The organism is Staphylococcus pseudintermedius (assembly GCF_034042775.1).
GTDB lineage: Bacteria > Bacillota > Bacilli > Staphylococcales > Staphylococcaceae > Staphylococcus > Staphylococcus pseudintermedius.
In genome coordinates, this window is sequence record NZ_CP120150.1 from 463,183 (window position 1) to 482,498 (window position 19,316).

A 19,316-nucleotide genomic window follows, 5' to 3' on the forward strand; every position below is an offset into this window, starting at 1 on the left:
CGTGAACCAGATTGATTTTTCGCAACATGATTATCAAGCTGAAATAGATAGATTACGTCATGAATACCAGTTTGACTTTGCCGGTATTGCTTTGCCATCAGAAGATCATGTGGGGATGAAAATCAAATGGCGTTACGTGTCAGGCAACTTGAATGAACGATATCGTCGCATTGTGTTACGTAATGGACATGGTATTGCAGGGAATGTGATGAAAACAGGCAAGCCGATGATCATTCCGGATACAACAGATGATGCAATTCAAAATACATTGTTTGATTATCCTATATTGATGAGTGAGCAATTGACGGCTTTGATTGCGATTCCACTGTGGCACAACCATCGTGTGAAAGGTGTCCTTTTGCTCGGACAGCGTAATCAAAAGCCATTGCCACATCTAGCGAAAGACATTTCCTCCATTAAGAGTGTTGGTAGTTTGACAAGTGAAGATAAGGTGATGCAATAATGCCACAACAACAGACCGAATTATTAAATTTTTTACAAGCATACTATCATCAAACATCAGAAATGATTATTTTTATCGATGCACAAGGTCAAGTCATTGATATGAATGAAGCGGCAAAACGCGTCATTTCATCGGATAATGATATGAGTGGGATTTCGACGACGATATGTGGCAGATGTGAAGGGTATACGAACGAACACGCCTTACGCACATGTCAAAATTGTTTTTTGCAGTCTTCTGAAATTGGTGATACGACATTTCAAGTCTTTATGAAAACGACCAATAATAAAATTGAGCCATTTACAGCGACCTATCAAACGATCGATGAAGAACGACAAATTAAAGCCTTTACGCTTCAAAATGTCACAGCACAACTGCAGCGACAAGAAAAGCTATATCAACGTAATATGATCCAAAAAACGATTGCAGCACAAGAGAACGAACGTAAACGGATTTCGCGTGAATTGCATGATGGGGTCGTTCAAGAACTGATCAACATCAATGTGGAAATGCGCTTATTAAAATATCAAAACGATATGGATGTCCTCCTATCTAATGCCAAAAATATTGAAGGCTTGATGACAAAATTGATTGATGACCTGCGCAATTTATCATCAGAATTACGTCCGTCTACATTAGATGATTTAGGACTAGATGCCGCATTTAAAACATATTTTAAACAGATAGAAAATAACTACGGCCTAGCGATCAATTATCATTTTGATATTGACTCGGAGCGCTTTGATGCGGAAATTGAAACTGTCGTCTATCGTATCGTGCAAGAAGCGGTTTTCAATGCGATGAAGTATGCGGATATTGATGATGTTGATGTCATTATTCGCAAAGATGATCACTACCTTTATGCGGAAGTTTCAGATCAAGGGAGAGGATTTGAACCGAGTGATTCGCCTAAAGGAACCGGTTTAGGGCTTTATGGCATGTATGAACGTGCAGAACTGGTGAATGGAAAACTCAATATTGAAACGCAAAAAGGAAAGGGTACGATTGTGTCACTCGAAGTACCAATCAGCTAAAAGTGAGGGGAATGTAGCATGAGAATCGTGATAGCAGATGATCACGCTGTTGTACGTACGGGTTTTTCGATGATTTTAAACTTTCAAGAAGATATGGAAGTGGTGGGTACCGCTGCAGATGGTGTTGAAGCGTATCAAAAAGTGATGGAGCACGCACCGGATGTATTGATTATGGATTTAAGTATGCCACCAGGAGAATCGGGTTTAATTGCGACGAGTAAAATTTTAGATAGTTTCCCAAATACAAAAATTCTCATACTCACGATGTATGATGATGAAGAATATTTATTTCACGTATTAAGAAGTGGCGCGAGTGGCTATATTTTGAAAAATGCGCCGGATGAACAATTATTGTTAGCGATTCGTACTGTTTACCAAGGCGAGACGTATATTGATCCGAAAATGACGACTTCTTTAGTGAAAGAGTTTGTGCATTCATCAAATGACGGTGAGTATTCGAATGATCCGTTTAAAGTATTATCGAAGCGGGAATTGGAGATTTTACCATTGATTGCGAAAGGTTATGGGAATAAGGATATTGCTGAGAAATTGTTTGTGTCGGTGAAGACGGTTGAGGCACATAAAACGCGTATTATGGATAAGTTGAATTTGAAGTCGAAGCCGGAGTTAGTGGAGTATGCGTTGAAGAAGAAGTTGTTGGATTTTTAGTGTTTTAACATGTTGCTCATTTTAAAATTGAGGGAACGTAGCGGGAGTTAAAACATTTTCTGTTATAGGTGTATGTTGCATGATTGCTACCTTGGGCTTGCGTTCCTAGGGGCTGTCCCTACAACTAATCAACGCTTTCATTTTACTGTTATATTTGTAGTGGAAGCGTTGATGGATTTTCCGGGCCAGCTGATCCCTCGGGAGTCTCGCCTAGGTGTGCAATTGATATTTATAAACATTTCGAGTTGAGGATGTTACACGATATTTTGTGTCATCCTCAACTTTTATTTTGAAAGATGTCATTTAAAAAAGCTAACAACATATTCTTACGCACATACTTCAAATAACTTATCATTTTTATTGAGATGAGAAGATGACGTGAAAGGGCATGTGTTAAAAACATTTTCTGTTACAGGCGTATGTTGCATGATTGCTACCTTGGGCTCGCGTTCCTAGGGGCTGTCCCTACAACTAATCAACGCTTTCATTTTACTGTTATATTTGTAGTGGAAGCGTTGATGGATTTTCCGGGCCAGCTGATCCCTCGGGAGTCTCGCCTAGGTGTGCAATTGATATTTATAAACATTTCGAGTTGAGGATGTTACACGATATTTTGTGTCATCCTCAACTTTTATTTTGAGCGGGTTGTTGATACACTTTTATCCACTGCTTCCCGCAACTTTTCTTTTTTTAATGAGAGGGAGATAGAGAGGATGTAGGGGGAGTGAACTAGACGCTTATTCTCAAATGAATTTTTATAGACTATCGAGCAAGGTATTGGGAATTCAGACATTTCAAGGCATTTGCTCTTTTTAATTGAAGTTGAAATTTTACTTGTAATTAGGATTGATATTTCTTGTAATAGATTAAGCTGTTATGCAAATGGGACGAGTTCAATTACGACAGGGTTAATAAATCGAATCTGTGAGAAGTTTGATGTCTTTTATTTAGACATTGTAGGTAAAGATAAATGATTTAAGCCACTTGAAGCGTATCAATGGTCTTTCAAAATTGAAACTACAAAAGAACGTGGTGCACGGTTGTTAGCAGAACTATTTGATCTTCAAAATAAACAAGGTATTACGACCAACGATGATACAAATAATAGGATATTAATGAGCGATGATGGATCAGAACGCATCAATACAAAAATCTAATTTGTTCAAAAGTTTAATACATTAGAGAAGTATATTGGTTATATAAATGGAATAGAGCACATGTCAAATGTGTAAGCGGACACTATCACTTTCGATTGTTAGGGGATACGCTATGTAATAATAGGGTAACTCCTTATGTTATAAATTTCACAATATCGTTAAACTAGAGGTGAAATCTAATCGCGCATCTTATTTGAACTGAAGCTAACGTTCAAGTTGATGCATCTAGTAAAGAAAGGTGAATGAGAAATGAATCAATCGAAAGGTGGCGTACAACTTGCGCTCCAAACACTCAGCCTTGTTGCAGGGTTTATGGCGTGGAGTATCATTGCACCATTAATTCCATTTATTTCACAAGATATTAAAATTTCAAGCGGTCAACTCTCTATTATTTTGGCCATTCCCGTTATTCTAGGATCTGTTCTGCGTGTACCATTTGGTTATTTAACAAATATTGTAGGCGCGAAATGGGTGTTTTTTACGAGCTTTATTGTGTTGCTCGTACCGATATTTTTACTCAGTCAAGCTGGCTCTCCTGGCGCGTTAATGTTTGCAGGATTCTTCCTTGGGGTCGGGGGCGCGATTTTCTCAGTAGGTGTTACATCACTTCCGAAATATTTTTCTAAAGATAAAGTCGGTCTCGCAAACGGTATTTATGGTATGGGGAACTTGGGGACAGCGGTATCTTCATTTTTAGCGCCACCGATTGCAGGTGTCATCGGATGGCAAAACACTGTACGTAGTTATTTAATTGTCATGGCAGTCTTTGCAATCATCATGTTCTTTTTAGGAGACAATAAAGAACCTAAAGTGAAAGTACCACTTGTAGAACAAACGCGTATTTTAATGAAAAACTATAAACTGTATTATTTAAGCTTATGGTATTTTATTACGTTCGGCTCATTTGTCGCATTTGGCCTATTTTTACCGAACTTCCTCGTACAAAATTTCGGTATTGATAAAGTTGATGCAGGAATTCGTACAGGTGTGTTTATCGCGTTAGCGACGTGTTTGAGACCTCTTGGCGGTATTTTAGGGGATAAATTTAACGCGGTGACGATGTTGAAAATCTTCTTCTCTATTATGATTGCGGGTGCTTTTATCTTAGGTGTTTCGAGTCAAATTTCATTGTTTACAATCGGCTGTTTAACAGTGAGTGTTTGTGCCGGTATTGGTAACGGACTTGTGTTTAAATTAGTGCCACATTATTTCACAAAAGAAGCGGGTGTCGCAAACGGTATTGTTTCTATGATGGGGGGGCTTGGCGGATTCTTCCCACCGCTTGTCATTTCAGCTGTGACATCTATCACAGGTACGAGTCATTTCGCATTCATCTTGTTATGTGTATTCGGATTAATTGCACTTGTAACGATGTTTAACTTATCTAAACGTGAAAAAGCAGCCGCAAATAAAGCGACTGTGTCATAATACTGACAAGTGATTCAGAGTAGAGCATTGTTATGAATAAAAAGAGGACCGAGAGACGTCATGTTTCTCAGTCCTCTTTTCATGTCGTGATTTGGCAATATTTTACTATTCAATTATGATAAAAAATGTGTTTTGATTATTGTTTCTAAAATAATAGGTAACTCTTCAAAGGCACTCTGTTGATGTACGCGCTCGGTCACTTTATGGGCGTCCTTACCGATAGGACCACAGTTCAAAAATGGTGCTTGAATCCGTTCAATCGCTTCAAACGGAATATGATATGTCTGGCCAAATACAGGTGTGTGATCGCGAAATGCGTCAAATCCTGAACCATTTGGAGATGGCGCAACGTAACTTAAATCACTAATACCATTAAAATAATGAATGCGTTCTGACACACGATTGAATTGTTGCTTGGCAGTGTCTGTAATCGTTTGTTTAATTGCTTCAACTAAAGGGTGAAACGATGCATTCGTTGCTGGATAATACGGTGGTGCAAAGAATGTAACAACGACAGGGCCAAGTGATTTACAAAGGCGAATAAGCGCATCAATAATCAAAATAGACTGTGCATGGGGCTCTTGTTCGTTTTGAATGGCTTGGTCAACCCTGTCTTGAACTGCGCGCTCACCATGATGTTGACATGCATATTGATACAACTCTTGATAAGTCAGCAACTGCAACTGAGGTAGCGGTGCGACGTCTTCATCTTTCATTCGTTGTTGGTAAGCCCCCCAAGCTTTATGCATGCCTTCTTTGACCGCCGCATTAAATTGTTGGAAAACATCATTTGCGTTCTGTTTAAATAAGAAAAGATTAAATAAAGCGACTGTACGAAATGGCGTTTGGACATCATAATGATGCTTAACATCATTCATTTTTAATGTGACAGGGAAGGGCGTCGACTCACCTTCAAATGTCTCTTTAAAACGAGCGCTATATTCAATTTCTTGAAGGATATAACTCATCATAAAATTCGAACTTAAACCGAGTGCGGGCGTACCGACATGGGTTTCACGACCATTCACAAAAACGCCTGGCATAATTTTGCCAATCGACCCGCTATAAAAATAATGGATGTCATTGCCTTGTTGTTGAAATGTCGGCTCACTATTTAAATGTAAGACGATATCGAGTTGATGTTGCTGACAAAGTTCATCTAAGTGTGCCACTGCGGCATGCATTCCTTTTGAAGTGACTTCTTCGTCAGGTACAGTCATCAAAATGAGGTTGATATCCCATTGTTCGATGATGGCTTTTTCAATGAGTGACATATGTAACATGAGGCCGGGTTTCATATCCATACTGCCGCGACCAAATAAATATTGACCGGACTGAATATCGACTTGAACTTCTTTATCAAAATCCTCAACATGTCCTTGAAAAGTTGCTGTGAGGCGATCCATATCAAAAGCTTCAGATTGGTATAAACCAAAATCTTCAATACCCACTGTATCAAAATGACTGATACATGTGACGGCTTTGTGAGAGGTAGCGCCAAGATATAAAGCAACTACCGCATGTCGACCATCGTCAGTCGGTACGAGATGGATCTGTTCAGGGTGTGCTTTGAAATAATCAAGAGACATCAATTGATCTTTCACTAAATAAGGAAACGATTGTTCACCTTCTGAATGTGTCACACTTTGATGTGCAACGAGTTGTTTTAACAGTAATGCTCTTCCTGCTGCTGTTTGCCAATGTGTTTTCATACTATCTTCTCCTTTGTGTACTGTTTCCAGCATACAATCTCATTGTAAGTGTTTTCATAGCATTTGCCAATGACATCCAATGACTTTATGACGTTTGTGTGACGGAGGAAGTTCTCTTAGATGTCTCAAACTGATTTGTGTTAATATAGTAAAATAAGATAGTACAAAGTGGGGGCATATGACATGTTAAAAAAAATAATCGGTATTATTTTGTCACTCATCGTTATATTTATCGTTGTTGCCGGTGCATTTTTTGCGTTTAAAGGGTACCAGAAAAGCCAAAATTTAAAGATGATTGATCAATATTTAACTGAAAATCATTTGAAAGATAAAGTCATTGAGGAAAAAGATGAGTACGACCCGAGAAAAGGGATTTTTTATAAAGAGTTAACGATTAAAGGCGATGAAAAAAATACATACATCGCACAGCCGATCCATATGAAACGTGGATTTTTCTTACAAGGCTTTAATACAGAAACGAAAAAGCATGATAAAAACGCGGAATATAGTTTCTTTGATGAAGATTATAAGTTGAAATAACTGTTTCTTAATTAGGAAATACGAGCTTGAAAGTTTTACGAATGCGGACATGTTCTTGCTTGATGATGTGGATAAGATGATGAAGAAAAGACTCGGACGAATTGATGTTCCGAGTCTTTTTATGCAAAGGCAATGATACAGCCCTTATATGAAGTGTGATTCTCATGCTACTTTACAGATTCTGCTGTTGCGATGGCTTGTTGAATATAGTCCACTGATTGATCGAGTGCTGTTTTTTCCTCTGCATCTAATTGAATTGGGAATATTTCATGGTGGCCATCGCGATTCACACGTGTCGGCAAGCTAAAGGCCACATTCGTATAATCATATACATTTTGATGGACAGTTGAAATCGGTAAAATACGATTCTCATCATAAAAAATAGCTTCTGCTAAATCGACAGCAACGCGTGAAATGGCTGAATTTGTCCAACCTTTTTTACGCATGACATCAAAAGAAACTTTATCGATTTGATCACGAATGCCTTGTTTCGAAATCGGTGTCGCCCCGTTCAATTGTTCATATTCTTCTAACGACATGCCGGCAATACGGACACGACTCCATACAGGCACAGTCGTTTTACCGTGCTCCCCAATCACAAAAGCTTCGACATTTTTTGGATCAACTTGATAATGATTGGCAATCAATGTGCGAAAACGTGTCGACTCTAACATCGTGCCTGTTCCCATAATCTTGTGATGTGGGTAGTTAAATTGTACTTCAGCAATATAAGTCATCGTATCTACTGGATTTGAAATCATCATAATATGCGGAGATGTCGTAACTGCAGTAATCTGGGCCATTATCTCTTGGATGATTTTCGTATTGTATGCTGTCAGTTTCGTACGATCCGCCATATCTGCGTTTGAAGGAATGCTGGCAGAAATAATGATTAAATCAACGTCTGCTAACATCTCGTATGTACCGACTTTAATACGTGTATGATGTGTCCCGCTTAACCCTTGAAAATGCTCATGATCGAGCGCTTCACCTTCTATACGGTCACGATCTGTATCAATTAAAATGATTTCTTGAAACAGACCTGCATACTGAATATCTGTTAAAATCTGACTCCCTACGCGTCCTAAACCGATGAGTGCGACTTTATTGATCATTCTAAACCCTCCTTGAAGTTGTATCAAAATATATCATTAGATTGACTCAAGTATACATAATATTAGTATAAACTTTGTGAAAGACAAGATGCAATGACCAAGCAATTCATCAGCAAGTACATTTTTCAGAATTTTTGGTATGATAATTAGGACACATCCTATAAAGGGGGACAATGAATAATGAAAGATACAAAAGCATTACTCCAACAATTAACAGACCTTAACGGGATTGCTGGACATGAGTATAATATTAAAAAGGTGATGAACGACCTTTTAGAACCAAATAGCGACGAAATGATCTATGACAATTTAGGAGGTGTTTTCGGTAAAAAAAATTCCAAAACAGGTCAACGTACAATTATGATTGCCGGTCATCTGGATGAGATTGGCTTTATGATTACGAAAATAGATGATAATGGCTTTATTCGTTTTACACAAGTTGGAAGTTGGTGGAATCAAGTCATGTTATCGCAAAAGGTAACAATTACGACAGATGAAGGTCGGCAAATTCGCGGCATTATCGGTTCAAAGCCACCCCATGTACTCACACCTGAAGAACGTAAACGCCCAGTCGAGATGAAACATATGTTTATCGATGTCGGTGCAAAAGATAAAGCTGAAGTTGAAGCGGCAGGCATTGAAATTGGCAATATGATTACACCATATTCTGAATTTGAGACGTTATTAAATGAGGATTACATGACCGCGAAAGCATTTGATAACCGCTTTGGTTGTGCAGTTGCAGTCGACGTGATGGACGAGCTTAAAGATGAGGATATCAATGTGAATTTAGTTGCAGGTGCGAATGTACAAGAAGAGGTGGGGCTACGTGGTGCAAAAGTGGCTGCTCACAAAGTAAAACCTGATTTAGCCATTGCGGTAGACGTCGGTGTCGCGTATGATACACCAGGTTTAGAAAGTAATGGAGACACTAAAGTAGGCAATGGTCCAATTGTGTTAAATTTAGATGCCACAAATATTGGTCATGTCGGGTTAATTCGTCACGTGAAAAATGTAGCTAAAGCGAATGGTATCGACTTGCAATGGGATTCTATTCCAGGTGGCGGGACAGATGCTGGAAGTTTCCATACAGCGTTAGACGGTATTCCTTCTATTGCATTGTCACTGCCATTACGTTACATGCATTCAAACGTATCGATACTGAGTCGCAAAGATTATCAAGCCGTCGTTAAGTTAGTCACTGAAATTATTCGTGCGTTAAATGATGAAGTGATTGACGAAATCATTTGGTAAAATATTTAAAACCACAATTTAAGCAGAATTCCACTTGTTCAACTAAGCAGTGGTGTTCTGCTTTTTATGTAGAGCGATAAAAGTAATGTGAAAGAAGCAAAAAGATATTGTCTTCACGTGTGAGTCATGATAGATTAGACAAAAATATAAAGACAACAGAGGAGTCTTTCCATGACACAACAACATCAAAAAAGGTGGTTAGGTTATTTATTAGTTATCATTGGCGCTTCATTTTGGGGGATAGGTGGAACAGTCTCACAATGGCTTTTTCAACATGCAAATGTCGATGTTACATGGTTTGTAGCCGTGCGACTCATGCTCTCAGGGCTGTTATTACTTGGCATTGCTTTTATTTCAGAAGGTCCGAAAGTCTTCCACATCTGGCGTGATAAACGATCCACAGCACAAATTTTAATTTACGGCTTATTCGGTATGCTTACCGTACAATATACCTTTATGGTTACTATCAGCTATGGGAATGCGGCGGTCGCGACATTATTACAATACCTTGGTCTTATTTTCATTATTTTTTATCTCGTTTTCAGGAAAGTTACAAAAATAGGTGTGAAGGAAATTGTAGCGGTATTGCTTGCATTAACCGGTACATTTTTATTACTGACTAACGGTAATATACTGAATCTACAAGTCCCTAAATTAACGATTGTATGGGGGTTACTGTCAGCCATCGCGCTTGCTTTTTATACCATTTATCCAGTGAAGTTATTAGCACGATGGAGTTCACTGACTGTCGTCGGTTGGGCAATGTTTATCGGAGGCTGTGCATTAAGCATCGTGCATCCGCCATGGCAAATGGACTTTACTACTTGGACGTTACCGACTTATCTTTATTTTGGATTTGCCATTATTTTTGGAACGATGCTCGCATTTTGGTTTTATATCGATAGCTTGCGATATTTACATCCACATGAATCAGGATTATTAGGCACACTTGAACCATTAACAGCACTCTTGACATCTGTTGTTTGGTTACACACTACGTTCGGAGTGTGGCAACTGGTTGGTGTTGCTTGCATCATAATGATGGTCGTCATCATCTCCGTCGTCCAAAACAAATAACGACATCATACAGGTTGAGGAATAAAAAAACAGATTGCATAACAACCCAGGAAGTCTAACAAAAAAGATTACAGAACGAAGCTGACGTCCTAAAAAGCCTTATTGAATAGCAACCTGGGCGAGACTCCTGAGGCATAGAGACGAGACCGAAAATCCACCAACGCATCTACCAATGTAACATTTCAATCAAGCGTTGGTTAGTTGAGGAGAGGCGCCTAGGAACGCGAGCCCAAAAGTGCAATCAATAAGGCGAATATATAAATATAAAGCTTCATTCTATAATCTATAAGATAATGCGCTTTCAATTTAGAACGAGAAGATAAGAAATGTTTCTCAATTCTTTAAGTCAACATACTAATGCATGTCGTGAATTTTCATCATCAACCCATGTGGCACATCATCATGTGACACAATCTTTTTCTTAATATATACATGTGGCTCATCTTTTTTCGCTACAAGCTTCACAAAATCACCTTTCTCAGGTCTGAAGTCATCATCGGTTGGAATCTTCACATTTGTTTCTACAGTTTTCTCAGACTCACTCACCACTTTTTCAGCAGTCGTGTCATCTTTCATATAACCGTAATAAGTTTCCTTTTGTCCTGCAAGCATCATCGCCACAACTACGCCTACTGTAACGACTAACATCGCCACAATCAACACGATACCTATCGTTTGTTTTTCTTTCATTGATGTGTCTCCTTTGGAAAATTTAATTGCGACTTCATAATAAGTCACTTCTTATTGTATCGAAAGAAAATACTTTCGAAAAGCAAAATATTTAATGTACATACGATGTTAAGCGATAGACTTTGTTGTCTATATTATGTGCACAGTGAACAAGTATATGAAAATCTGTACGAAAGATTACGTAGAGAATCTTCAATTTTTTCGCGAGTCGTGAATGGCGTTGTGGTATAGTATCTATATTAAAAATTATCGCTTCCATGAGGCAAGAGGTGGAGGGACAACAATGTCTGAGTTCAATGGACATCAAAAAATTCAAGATCAATGGCTACTCGTCTTCGGTATTATTTTAATTGCGGCCACGTTACGCGCGCCACTCACAGCCGTAGGACCAGTCATCCAACAAGTTAAAACAGATTTACATATTAACAATGGGATTGCAGGTTTGATTACGACCATTCCACTCATTATTTTTGGTGTGGTATCGCCATTTGTATCGCGTATGCTTTCAAAAATTTCGATGTCACGCTTTTTATTTTTAACTTTAATGTTAACGATGGTCGCACTGCTCATTCGAATTTTGGGAGGGATACTAACATTTTTCATCGGAACAGTGTTACTCGGTGTATCGATTGCACTAGCCAATGTCACGTTGCCGGCTTATGCGAAATGGGCTTTCCCGACACAAATTGGTTTAATTACAGGAATTTATAGTGCGACGATGAACTTTACAGCTGGGTTGGGTGGGGGATTAAGTTACCCACTGTCTACTGTTACATCGTTATCATATCGCTTTTCACTCGTGTTTTGGGTCGCTTTTGCAGTGGTAGCATTCGTAATATGGTTGCCTCAACTGAAACAAGCGTCTTATTTAGCTTCACAACAACATGAGGGATTGAGAAAGCCGATTTATTGTTCAAAAATTGCATGGGCGGTGGCACTCACGATGGCATTCCAATCTATGATGTTTTATAGTATCGTCGCTTGGTATCCGTCAATATTAGTGAGTAAAGGCATTGAACCGGAAATGGCGGGATACTTTTTAATGTTGAATCAATTTTCGCAATTACCGATGACGTTTACATTTCCGATTATTGCCGCAAAGATGTCGACACAAAGAAGTTTGATCAGTATAGTTGCAGCGCTGATGAGTGTAGGGTTTATGTTGCTGTTTTTCAACAATACGTGGATATTACTTATGGCGATGATTTTAACTGGTATGGGCATTGGCGCATGCTTTAGTTTATGTATGACGATGTTTTCGATTCGTTCAAAAACAACAGCCGGCAGTATGGCTTTATCAGGCTTTGGTCAGTCGGTCGGTTATTGGATCGCGGCGATAGGGCCTTTTCTACTTGGTATGGCACATGATTTGTTGAATAATTGGACGGTCGCTATTGTGTTGTTTTTAATGATGGTCGTAGCTGTATTTAGTGCAGGTATGATTGCCGCGCAAAATAAATATATTGAAGATGAATAAGTGATAAAAGTAAGGGTTAAGACGAGGTATGCACCTTGTCCTAACCCTTATTTTGGATGACGTTCAAACGCTCACCAGCAAACGATTACAATATATCTGATTGTTGCTGTGCTTGACTTTTCGTAATATGAATCAATTTGATGTGGCCAACAGGCAGTGTTGTTTGATAACGTGACTTACCAAAATGATGGAGCTGAACATGAAATAACAATTGATTCGCTGCATGAATGGTTGAGATAAACTGTGGAGGTAAGTAATAACCTTCTGCGTTTTTTGCAAGGATGTCATCGATGTTACTGTATTTTGGATGATACGTATATTCTGCCACTAAATGTTGATGTAACTCTAAAGTACCGTATAGCTCATACGTCAAATCCTTTTGGTCGTTTTGGACTTGATACGGGTGAAATAACAATATATCATAGGCCAATCGCGATTCGTGAACGACATAGGAACGTTCCACGACACTATGCGAATGATTGAAAGGTTGCATTAAATGAAATACGTGTTGTAGCGCGGTTTGATGGCCCAGTCTATCGAAATAACCGTGCATTTCTGGCTGATGACAGATGAGCGGTAAAGTTAAACCTTGGACGGTATGATGCATATTTAACCAAATTTCCAACCATTCTCTCGGGTGTACTTTCTCTTCTTTTTGCGCATATAACCATTCATTGACACCGGATAATAAAATAGGACGTTGATTCAAGTTGTAATCTTCTAGCCAATCTTTAAGTTGGCGATGGAAAGGATGTGTCAGTTGTAATGATGAAGATGTGGATTGCGCAGTACTGTTCACCAATGACATATCCACCATATAGTAATCAAAATCTGTATCAAGTTGTAACGTTCGTTGTGGCATCGGTATGTAAATGAGTAAAGTGAATTGGCAACTTTCGAGTAATGTATTCATCTCTTGAATGATGAATTTGATGTCACGTGCTAAAAGTGTTGCATCATCTAATACGAGATTGAAATACAACTGTGACATATCAAAATCAATAGCAGATTGACGTAGCACTTGTAATAACGGTTGTAAAAAGTGCAATTTAAACTTTTCATAACTTTGCATAGATGAGATACGATAAGCAATGCCATATTGATGGTGGTACACTAACTGGCTTAAACATTTGACCTCATCCAAGTTATCAAACGTGATATTCCCCCATGATGTTGCGTTGAAGTACAGTGTGATAGGAGTCGCTTTTTGATACGTTTGCACATGCGGAGTTGGATGGAATATCTGCATCATTTCACGCATATGTTGCACTTCAAGGAGTAACCGTTTAGATGGTAGCCAGCGCGTTTGTTGGGATTGATTTAAATAAATGCTTAACGGCTGGTTTGCATTAAATTTTTCAAGAACATCGAGTAAATGACCTTCAAAATATTGATCATCAAACGGTTGAATATCGACTTGAATGACTTGCTTTTGATGTTGCTTTCGAAATGCAATCGGACTGACGCCAATAAAACGTTTAAATTGTTTAGAATAATGATTGTAACTACTAAATTGATAGTATAATGCAATCTGATTAATCGATTCATTCGTGTGCAGTAATTGATACATGGATAAGCCAATTTTCAGTGAAACAAAATACTTTTTGAATGTATAATTTAAATATCTGTTAAACAATGTTGAGATGTATGATTCGGTAACAAAAAAGTGCTCACTTAACTCTGGCAAAGATAATCGAGAAAGGGGTCTTTGATGAACATAATCCATGATGTTATTAAATAAGATGCTTTTCACTTGAACCCGTGGCACATGAACTGCCCCTGTATCGATAAAACATTCATTGACTAACATTTCGATAATCGGTTTGAAGCATTCGAAATATTGGTCCGTGTTATTTTCGGTAATCACTTTTTTTATTTGTGTGGTGATTATATTGTGAGATGATAACTTTTCTTGATTGAAAAAGCCTAATAAATAATGTGGCTGATATTCTGAGAAGTAGTGTAATGGAATAGAGATTTTTGCAACAGCTTGTGCATCTTTAACTTTAACGATGTCATTATGGTTAATGATTGCAACTTGATGATAAAAATGACTCTTTTTACCGTTGAGCTCGAGTGTCAGGACGCCTTCAAATGAAACGAATAATTCGATACGATTAAATACACGATATGCACTAGATGTGTACTGTTTCATTAATTCAATAGTGATGCCTTGCATAATGGACCTCTCTCAAATTCAGTATTTTTCAACAGCATTGAAATGACTTAATAAATCAACATTATTATAGAATTATTGATTGTTAGACCACAATATGATTTGCAATATTGTGAAAAGAAAGACTTAAAGTGAAAAGATAATGACATATTAAAGGTTTTAAAAAGAGTATAGAAAACAATATTCTTTAAAAAAAGATATATCGCAGTGAAAAAACGTGGTAAACATTTCAGAAACGGTGTTGTACTATGAAAGGTGTTTGAAAAATTTAAAGCTCAAAAATAGAATATGAAACACTTGGGAGAGAAAGTAACACCAATAGCTGACAGGTTTTGAAGTAACATCACTATAACATATTCTTAACAAAGCGACACCCTTGATTGCTACATCGTTAAACAGAAGTGACAAAGAATTTTGAATAGGTATTGATTATCCATTTGAAAACGAATACAATGAAGATAATCGTTTTTGGTACCGGTTCCAAAAAAGTTTCGAAAGCATTGAATAGGTCATTTTGGAGCCTTGCATTGTTTTTGAAACGTATTTAAGCATGCAAGACAACTGAAGGAGTGATGTTATGGCCTATCAAAAAGAAGCAGCAACGATTTTAAAAGCAGTGGGTGGAGAAGAAAATATTGAAGAAATGGCGCATTGTGCAACCCGTTTACGCCTCACATTGAAAGATGAAGGCAAAGTAGATGAGGAAACACTCAGTCAAATAGACGTTGTTAAAGGGACATTTTCTACAAGTGATCAATATCAAATTATTATCGGTTCAGGTACCGTCAATAAAGTATTTCAAGCGGTGCAGACTTTAATGAAAGGTGATACTGACGAACATACCCATCAAGAGAATAACAAACAGAAAAAAAAGGGGCATCCGTTACAACGTTTTGTGAAGATGTTGTCTGACATCTTCGTTCCAATTATTCCGGCAATTGTTGCGGGCGGTTTGTTAATGGGACTGAACAATATTTTGACAGCAAAAGGGATTTTTAGTGAATCACAATCTGTTGTCGAAATGTATCCGCATTTTGCTGAATTTGCAAGTATGATCAATATTTTTGCAAGTGCACCGTTTGCGTTGTTACCTATTTTAATTGGATTCAGTGCGGCGAAACGCTTTGGAGGCAATGCATTTTTAGGTGCTGCATTGGGGGCAATTATGGTTCACCCTGCGCTAATGAACGGTTATGCATATCCAGAAGCACTAACAAATGGTGATCCAATCCCGCAATGGCACATATTAGGTTTATCCATCGCGCAAGTGGGTTACCAAGGACAAGTGTTACCTACATTAGTTGCGACATACATTTTAGCACAGTTGGAAAAAGGGTTACGTCGTGTTGTACCGACTGTATTAGATAATTTACTTACACCATTATTTGCTATACTCATTACCGCATTTTTGACATTTTTATTTGTAGGACCATTGACACGTACAGCAGGTTTTTGGCTTACAGATGGCTTAACATGGCTTTATGAAACAGGGGGCGCTGTTGGTGGATTCCTCTTCGGACTGTTCTATGCACCAATCGTTATTACAGGGATGCACCACAGTTTTATTGCTATTGAAACAGCACTCATAGCAGATTCAGCAAAAACGGGTGGCTCTTTCATTTTCCCAATCGCTGCAATGTCGAATATGGCGCAAGGTGCCGCTGCATTGGCCGCATTTTTCTTAATTAAACAAAATCAAAAATTGAAAGGTGTCGCTTCAGCAGCCGGTGTATCAGCAGTGTTAGGGATTACGGAACCCGCTATGTTTGGAGTCAATCTGAAGTTGCGTTATCCATTTATCGGAGCAATGACAGGATCAGCTTTAGGTTCAGCATATGTTTCATTCTTTAAAGTGAAAGCAACGGCATTAGGAGCAGCGGGCATTCCAGGTGTCATTTCAATCGCACCAGGTTCATGGACACATTATATTATAGGCATGTGTATCGCCTTCATTGGTAGCTTTGTTATCACATTAATCTTATCGAAACAGAAAAAGTATCAGGGCTTAGCAGAATAAAATAAAACGTGAGAATTAAGAGGATAAATATTAATTATATGAAAGACTGGGATAGCTGCATTGCGTCCCAGTCTTTTGACATCATTGAGGATACGTATCTATCATTAAAAAATACGATAACTAAGAAAAGCACTGTTAATTGTATGAGTTAAGCGTGTGAATTTTATCATGTTAGTACGAGTTTATTATGAGAATGATGATTTTAAAGCGTATTGAAAAACGATTCTAATATGAAAATAAAAGCCTTGACTGACGAGATTGCAAAATAGGGCGAAACGACTTAGAACCAAAGACAGTGGTATTTGTGGCATATAGTAATGACAAAAGCTTTGATATTGGCTAAAAGGTTAGTGTGAAAAGTACTTGGAATGCAAGGGTGTAATAACCATCCGAGACGCCTATGGGATAAAATGAACAATTAAATAAGATTTCTACTGTTTAACGCAATAGCTGTCTGACTTCTCCATGTAGACACTTTTGAGAAGTCTAGTCAGCCATATGGAGGGCAGTACGACGACATCTTTGTTGTACATAAGATTTCTGTACTACTCCCAAAACACAATTTGGCTTCTATCAAATGAATATTTTAATTAAGCCAAATTTCGTTGAGGCAAGTCCCCTAGGAATGCGAGGGATGGTCCAAACCTAAACCTAAAACCTTGTGATTTCATACATCAAACGGCCGCCAAACCTATCGTCAAAGCTTATCATTCCGCCATAAAAAGATAAACAATACAACAACAAGCACCACAGAAAGCACAATAATAATCAACCAAGACAGGCCACTTTCTGTATCAATCGGCAATGGCACATTCATCCCAAAAAAGCTAAACACCAAAGTCGGCAACGTTAACAACACTGTAAAAATCGTCAACGTCTTCATCGTCGTATTCAACTGATTCGAAAGCAATGACGCATAGGAATTCGACATACTTTCTACAATACGTAAATAAAGCTCAGTCGTTTCTACCGCTTGTTGGTGCTCATTTTTCAAGTCTTCCAACAATTCTTCATCATCATCAAACCGTTTAATTGCCGGCAAACGGAACAAATGACGAATCGTTGAGGAGTTGGTTTTTAATGAACCTAAAAAGTAAACGAGACTTTTTTCAATTTCACTTAATAAAAATAAACGTTGGTTCGTTACGCGCTGTTGTAAATTATACTCCACTTGACGACGCTCTTTATTGAGTAAGCGTAAACTTCTATTATATTGTGCTGCCATATCATACATGACTTTTAAGGCAAATTGACTTTTATACTTCAAGTTAATCGGCTTTTGAATTAAGTGATCAAAATAATGAAATGATTTTGCACAAACCGTCACAATAATATCTTTGCCGATAATGATACCTAGCGGCAATGTTGTAAAACTTTTAAGCTTGTATTGGCCTGATTTTGTAATAGGGAAGTCACTAATAATTAATGAATAGCCGCTATCGTCATCATATTCAATACGTGAACTTTCTTCGCTATCTAAAGCATCTTCAAGGAAATCTTGAGGAAAAGCATACATATCAATGAGACGTTGTATTTCAGCTTGAGTCGGTTTGACGACATTAAGCCATTGTGCATGTTCCCAGTCTTCACTTTCTACTACACGGAGGTCCGCGTCATTACGATAGGCACGAATCATGTTGCGTCACCTTCTTCTATATCTTGTTTTAAATGTCTGATGTCTTTGTAGCCTTGTCTATAGGAGGCAAAACCTTCCATAATCGCATACCAATCTTCGCCAAACTCAGACTTAATTCGATTAAATAAATCACTTTGTGCGCGATTTAACTTTTTGATAAGTGCTTTACCTTCTGACGTTGGATAAAGTCGCTTTAAACGACGATCCGTTAAATCAGGCTCATCATAAATTAAACCTTTTGCTTTTAATAATTTGAGTGTCGCATGTGAGCCTTGTTTTGAAATTTCTAGATTCTCCAATAATTTTTTAGTCGTAATGCCTGGCAATTTGTTAATAAAAAAGAGAAAGCGATGGTGTTGACGACTCATATCATATTCAGCGATGAGATCATCGGCTGTTTTAGTAAATGTTTGATAAGCGTAATAAAAAAGAAACAGTTCATAATCATTATTTTGAGTCATAGTAAACTTCCTTTTCTGAAAAGTCTTTTTCATTATAGTAAAGAATTTTACATCTGTCATGGATATGTTGATGAAATTTGAAGGATTGTTCACACATGGATCTATGAGAAGGTGAACCATGCTGTAGATCTACACATGCCAATGTGAATTTTGTAATGTGAATGTTAAGCGTTTAATGTGACATAAATAACACAAAATTTGAAATGTGACGTTAAATTTGTAGTTACTTTTTAGGAAAATCATGAATTTAAATCGAATCTTCATGAAATCTTAACATTAAATTTACAAAGATAAGAGATAATCAGAGTGAATCATACTTGGATAGTATGGCTAAGATATTGAAAAATAACCTATTTCATGTCTTTTTTTGGTGTTTTTTACAAACTTTATATTGAGGTGGAAAAATGGAA

At 37.8% G+C, this 19,316-nt stretch carries 16 protein-coding genes; 10 read left to right on the forward strand and 6 right to left on the reverse strand.

The annotated features are described in order from the left end of the window. Window position 1: 1 nt before the first annotated feature. The 5 genes from nreA to P3U61_RS01855 all read left to right on the forward strand — a co-directional run bounded on the left by nreA (window position 2) and on the right by P3U61_RS01855 (window position 4,751). The gene (gene nreA / locus P3U61_RS01840) at window positions 2-463 is read left to right on the forward strand and encodes a nitrate respiration regulation accessory nitrate sensor NreA (protein WP_099987140.1); all 462 of its coding nucleotides are present in this window, start codon (window positions 2-4) and stop codon (window positions 461-463) included. After that, window positions 463-1,497: a sensor histidine kinase gene (locus P3U61_RS01845; protein WP_014613058.1), complete on the forward strand. Its 1,035-nt coding sequence runs from the start codon at window positions 463-465 to the stop codon at window positions 1,495-1,497. Before nreA ends, P3U61_RS01845 begins: the two co-directional genes overlap by 1 nt. Before the next feature lie 18 nt (window positions 1,498-1,515). Beyond that, window positions 1,516-2,166, forward strand: a complete 651-nt coding sequence (gene nreC / locus P3U61_RS01850; protein ID WP_014613059.1) for a nitrate respiration regulation response regulator NreC — start codon at window positions 1,516-1,518, stop codon at window positions 2,164-2,166. 1,040 nt (window positions 2,167-3,206) lie between these two features. After that, on the forward strand, window positions 3,207-3,323 hold the full coding sequence (locus P3U61_RS12245) for a hypothetical protein (RefSeq protein ID WP_404952229.1): 117 nt from the start codon (window positions 3,207-3,209) through the stop codon (window positions 3,321-3,323). A gap of 249 nt (window positions 3,324-3,572) precedes the next feature. Next, on the forward strand, window positions 3,573-4,751 hold the full coding sequence (locus P3U61_RS01855; RefSeq protein WP_014613064.1) for a nitrate/nitrite transporter: 1,179 nt from the start codon (window positions 3,573-3,575) through the stop codon (window positions 4,749-4,751). Window positions 4,752-4,864: 113 nt separating this feature from the next. Here P3U61_RS01855 and P3U61_RS01860 read toward each other — a convergent pair whose 3' ends face one another. Then, window positions 4,865-6,463: a M20 family metallopeptidase gene (locus P3U61_RS01860; protein ID WP_131090881.1), complete on the reverse strand. Its 1,599-nt coding sequence runs from the start codon at window positions 6,461-6,463 to the stop codon at window positions 4,865-4,867. A 183-nt stretch (window positions 6,464-6,646) separates the two neighbouring features. Here P3U61_RS01860 and P3U61_RS01865 point away from each other — a divergent pair, with 183 nt between their 5' ends. After that, window positions 6,647-7,003: a DUF3139 domain-containing protein gene (locus P3U61_RS01865; protein WP_214520655.1), complete on the forward strand. Its 357-nt coding sequence runs from the start codon at window positions 6,647-6,649 to the stop codon at window positions 7,001-7,003. Window positions 7,004-7,170: 167 nt separating this feature from the next. Here P3U61_RS01865 and P3U61_RS01870 read toward each other — a convergent pair whose 3' ends face one another. Further along, complete coding sequence (locus P3U61_RS01870) at window positions 7,171-8,118, reverse strand: lactate/malate family dehydrogenase (RefSeq protein WP_014613067.1); 948 nt, start codon at window positions 8,116-8,118, stop codon at window positions 7,171-7,173. A 180-nt stretch (window positions 8,119-8,298) separates the two neighbouring features. On the opposite strand from P3U61_RS01870, the gene P3U61_RS01875 reads away from it, so the two are divergent. Beyond that, on the forward strand, window positions 8,299-9,372 hold the full coding sequence (locus tag P3U61_RS01875; protein ID WP_014613068.1) for a M42 family metallopeptidase: 1,074 nt from the start codon (window positions 8,299-8,301) through the stop codon (window positions 9,370-9,372). 171 nt (window positions 9,373-9,543) lie between these two features. Then, the gene (locus tag P3U61_RS01880; RefSeq protein WP_014613069.1) at window positions 9,544-10,449 is read left to right on the forward strand and encodes a DMT family transporter; all 906 of its coding nucleotides are present in this window, start codon (window positions 9,544-9,546) and stop codon (window positions 10,447-10,449) included. A 354-nt stretch (window positions 10,450-10,803) separates the two neighbouring features. Here P3U61_RS01880 and P3U61_RS01885 read toward each other — a convergent pair whose 3' ends face one another. Beyond that, complete coding sequence (locus P3U61_RS01885; protein ID WP_014613070.1) at window positions 10,804-11,139, reverse strand: DUF4889 domain-containing protein; 336 nt, start codon at window positions 11,137-11,139, stop codon at window positions 10,804-10,806. Between the two features lie 283 nt (window positions 11,140-11,422). Between P3U61_RS01885 and P3U61_RS01890 the strand changes: the two genes are divergently transcribed. Continuing rightward, the gene (locus P3U61_RS01890; RefSeq protein ID WP_014613071.1) at window positions 11,423-12,616 is read left to right on the forward strand and encodes a CynX/NimT family MFS transporter; all 1,194 of its coding nucleotides are present in this window, start codon (window positions 11,423-11,425) and stop codon (window positions 12,614-12,616) included. A gap of 85 nt (window positions 12,617-12,701) precedes the next feature. Here P3U61_RS01890 and P3U61_RS01895 read toward each other — a convergent pair whose 3' ends face one another. Next, window positions 12,702-14,795, reverse strand: coding sequence for a helix-turn-helix domain-containing protein (locus tag P3U61_RS01895; RefSeq protein WP_214520657.1), 2,094 nt, complete (start codon window positions 14,793-14,795; stop codon window positions 12,702-12,704). A gap of 574 nt (window positions 14,796-15,369) precedes the next feature. Here P3U61_RS01895 and P3U61_RS01900 point away from each other — a divergent pair. Beyond that, window positions 15,370-16,809 (forward strand): sucrose-specific PTS transporter subunit IIBC, encoded by a 1,440-nt coding sequence (locus tag P3U61_RS01900; RefSeq protein ID WP_065354033.1) that lies wholly within the window; start codon window positions 15,370-15,372, stop codon window positions 16,807-16,809. Between the two features lie 697 nt (window positions 16,810-17,506). On the opposite strand, the gene P3U61_RS01905 is transcribed toward P3U61_RS01900, so the two are convergent. Both P3U61_RS01905 and P3U61_RS01910 read right to left on the reverse strand, forming a co-directional pair. Further along, complete coding sequence (locus tag P3U61_RS01905) at window positions 17,507-18,445, reverse strand: magnesium transporter CorA family protein (protein ID WP_015729594.1); 939 nt, start codon at window positions 18,443-18,445, stop codon at window positions 17,507-17,509. Beyond that, window positions 18,442-18,906, reverse strand: a complete 465-nt coding sequence (locus tag P3U61_RS01910; protein ID WP_014613075.1) for a MarR family winged helix-turn-helix transcriptional regulator — start codon at window positions 18,904-18,906, stop codon at window positions 18,442-18,444. Before P3U61_RS01910 ends, P3U61_RS01905 begins: the two co-directional genes overlap by 4 nt. Window positions 18,907-19,316: the final 410 nt, after the last annotated feature.

Bases quoted from the DNA above. Each gene is read 5' to 3' on its own strand.
- P3U61_RS01910 (WP_014613075.1), bottom strand. From the start codon at position 18,906: ATGACTCAAAATAATGATTATGAACTGTTTCTTTTTTATTACGCTTAT.
- P3U61_RS01890 (WP_014613071.1), top strand. From the start codon at position 11,423: ATGTCTGAGTTCAATGGACATCAAAAAATTCAAGATCAATGGCTACTC.
- P3U61_RS01865 (WP_214520655.1), top strand. From the start codon at position 6,647: ATGTTAAAAAAAATAATCGGTATTATTTTGTCACTCATCGTTATATTT.
- P3U61_RS01905 (WP_015729594.1), bottom strand. From the start codon at position 18,445: ATGATTCGTGCCTATCGTAATGACGCGGACCTCCGTGTAGTAGAAAGT.
- P3U61_RS01875 (WP_014613068.1), top strand. From the start codon at position 8,299: ATGAAAGATACAAAAGCATTACTCCAACAATTAACAGACCTTAACGGG.
- P3U61_RS01885 (WP_014613070.1), bottom strand. From the start codon at position 11,139: ATGAAAGAAAAACAAACGATAGGTATCGTGTTGATTGTGGCGATGTTA.
- P3U61_RS01855 (WP_014613064.1), top strand. From the start codon at position 3,573: ATGAATCAATCGAAAGGTGGCGTACAACTTGCGCTCCAAACACTCAGC.
- P3U61_RS01845 (WP_014613058.1), top strand. From the start codon at position 463: ATGCCACAACAACAGACCGAATTATTAAATTTTTTACAAGCATACTAT.
- P3U61_RS01870 (WP_014613067.1), bottom strand. From the start codon at position 8,118: ATGATCAATAAAGTCGCACTCATCGGTTTAGGACGCGTAGGGAGTCAG.
- P3U61_RS01895 (WP_214520657.1), bottom strand. From the start codon at position 14,795: ATGCAAGGCATCACTATTGAATTAATGAAACAGTACACATCTAGTGCA.
- P3U61_RS01900 (WP_065354033.1), top strand. From the start codon at position 15,370: ATGGCCTATCAAAAAGAAGCAGCAACGATTTTAAAAGCAGTGGGTGGA.
- P3U61_RS01880 (WP_014613069.1), top strand. From the start codon at position 9,544: ATGACACAACAACATCAAAAAAGGTGGTTAGGTTATTTATTAGTTATC.
- P3U61_RS01860 (WP_131090881.1), bottom strand. From the start codon at position 6,463: ATGAAAACACATTGGCAAACAGCAGCAGGAAGAGCATTACTGTTAAAA.
- nreC (WP_014613059.1), top strand. From the start codon at position 1,516: ATGAGAATCGTGATAGCAGATGATCACGCTGTTGTACGTACGGGTTTT.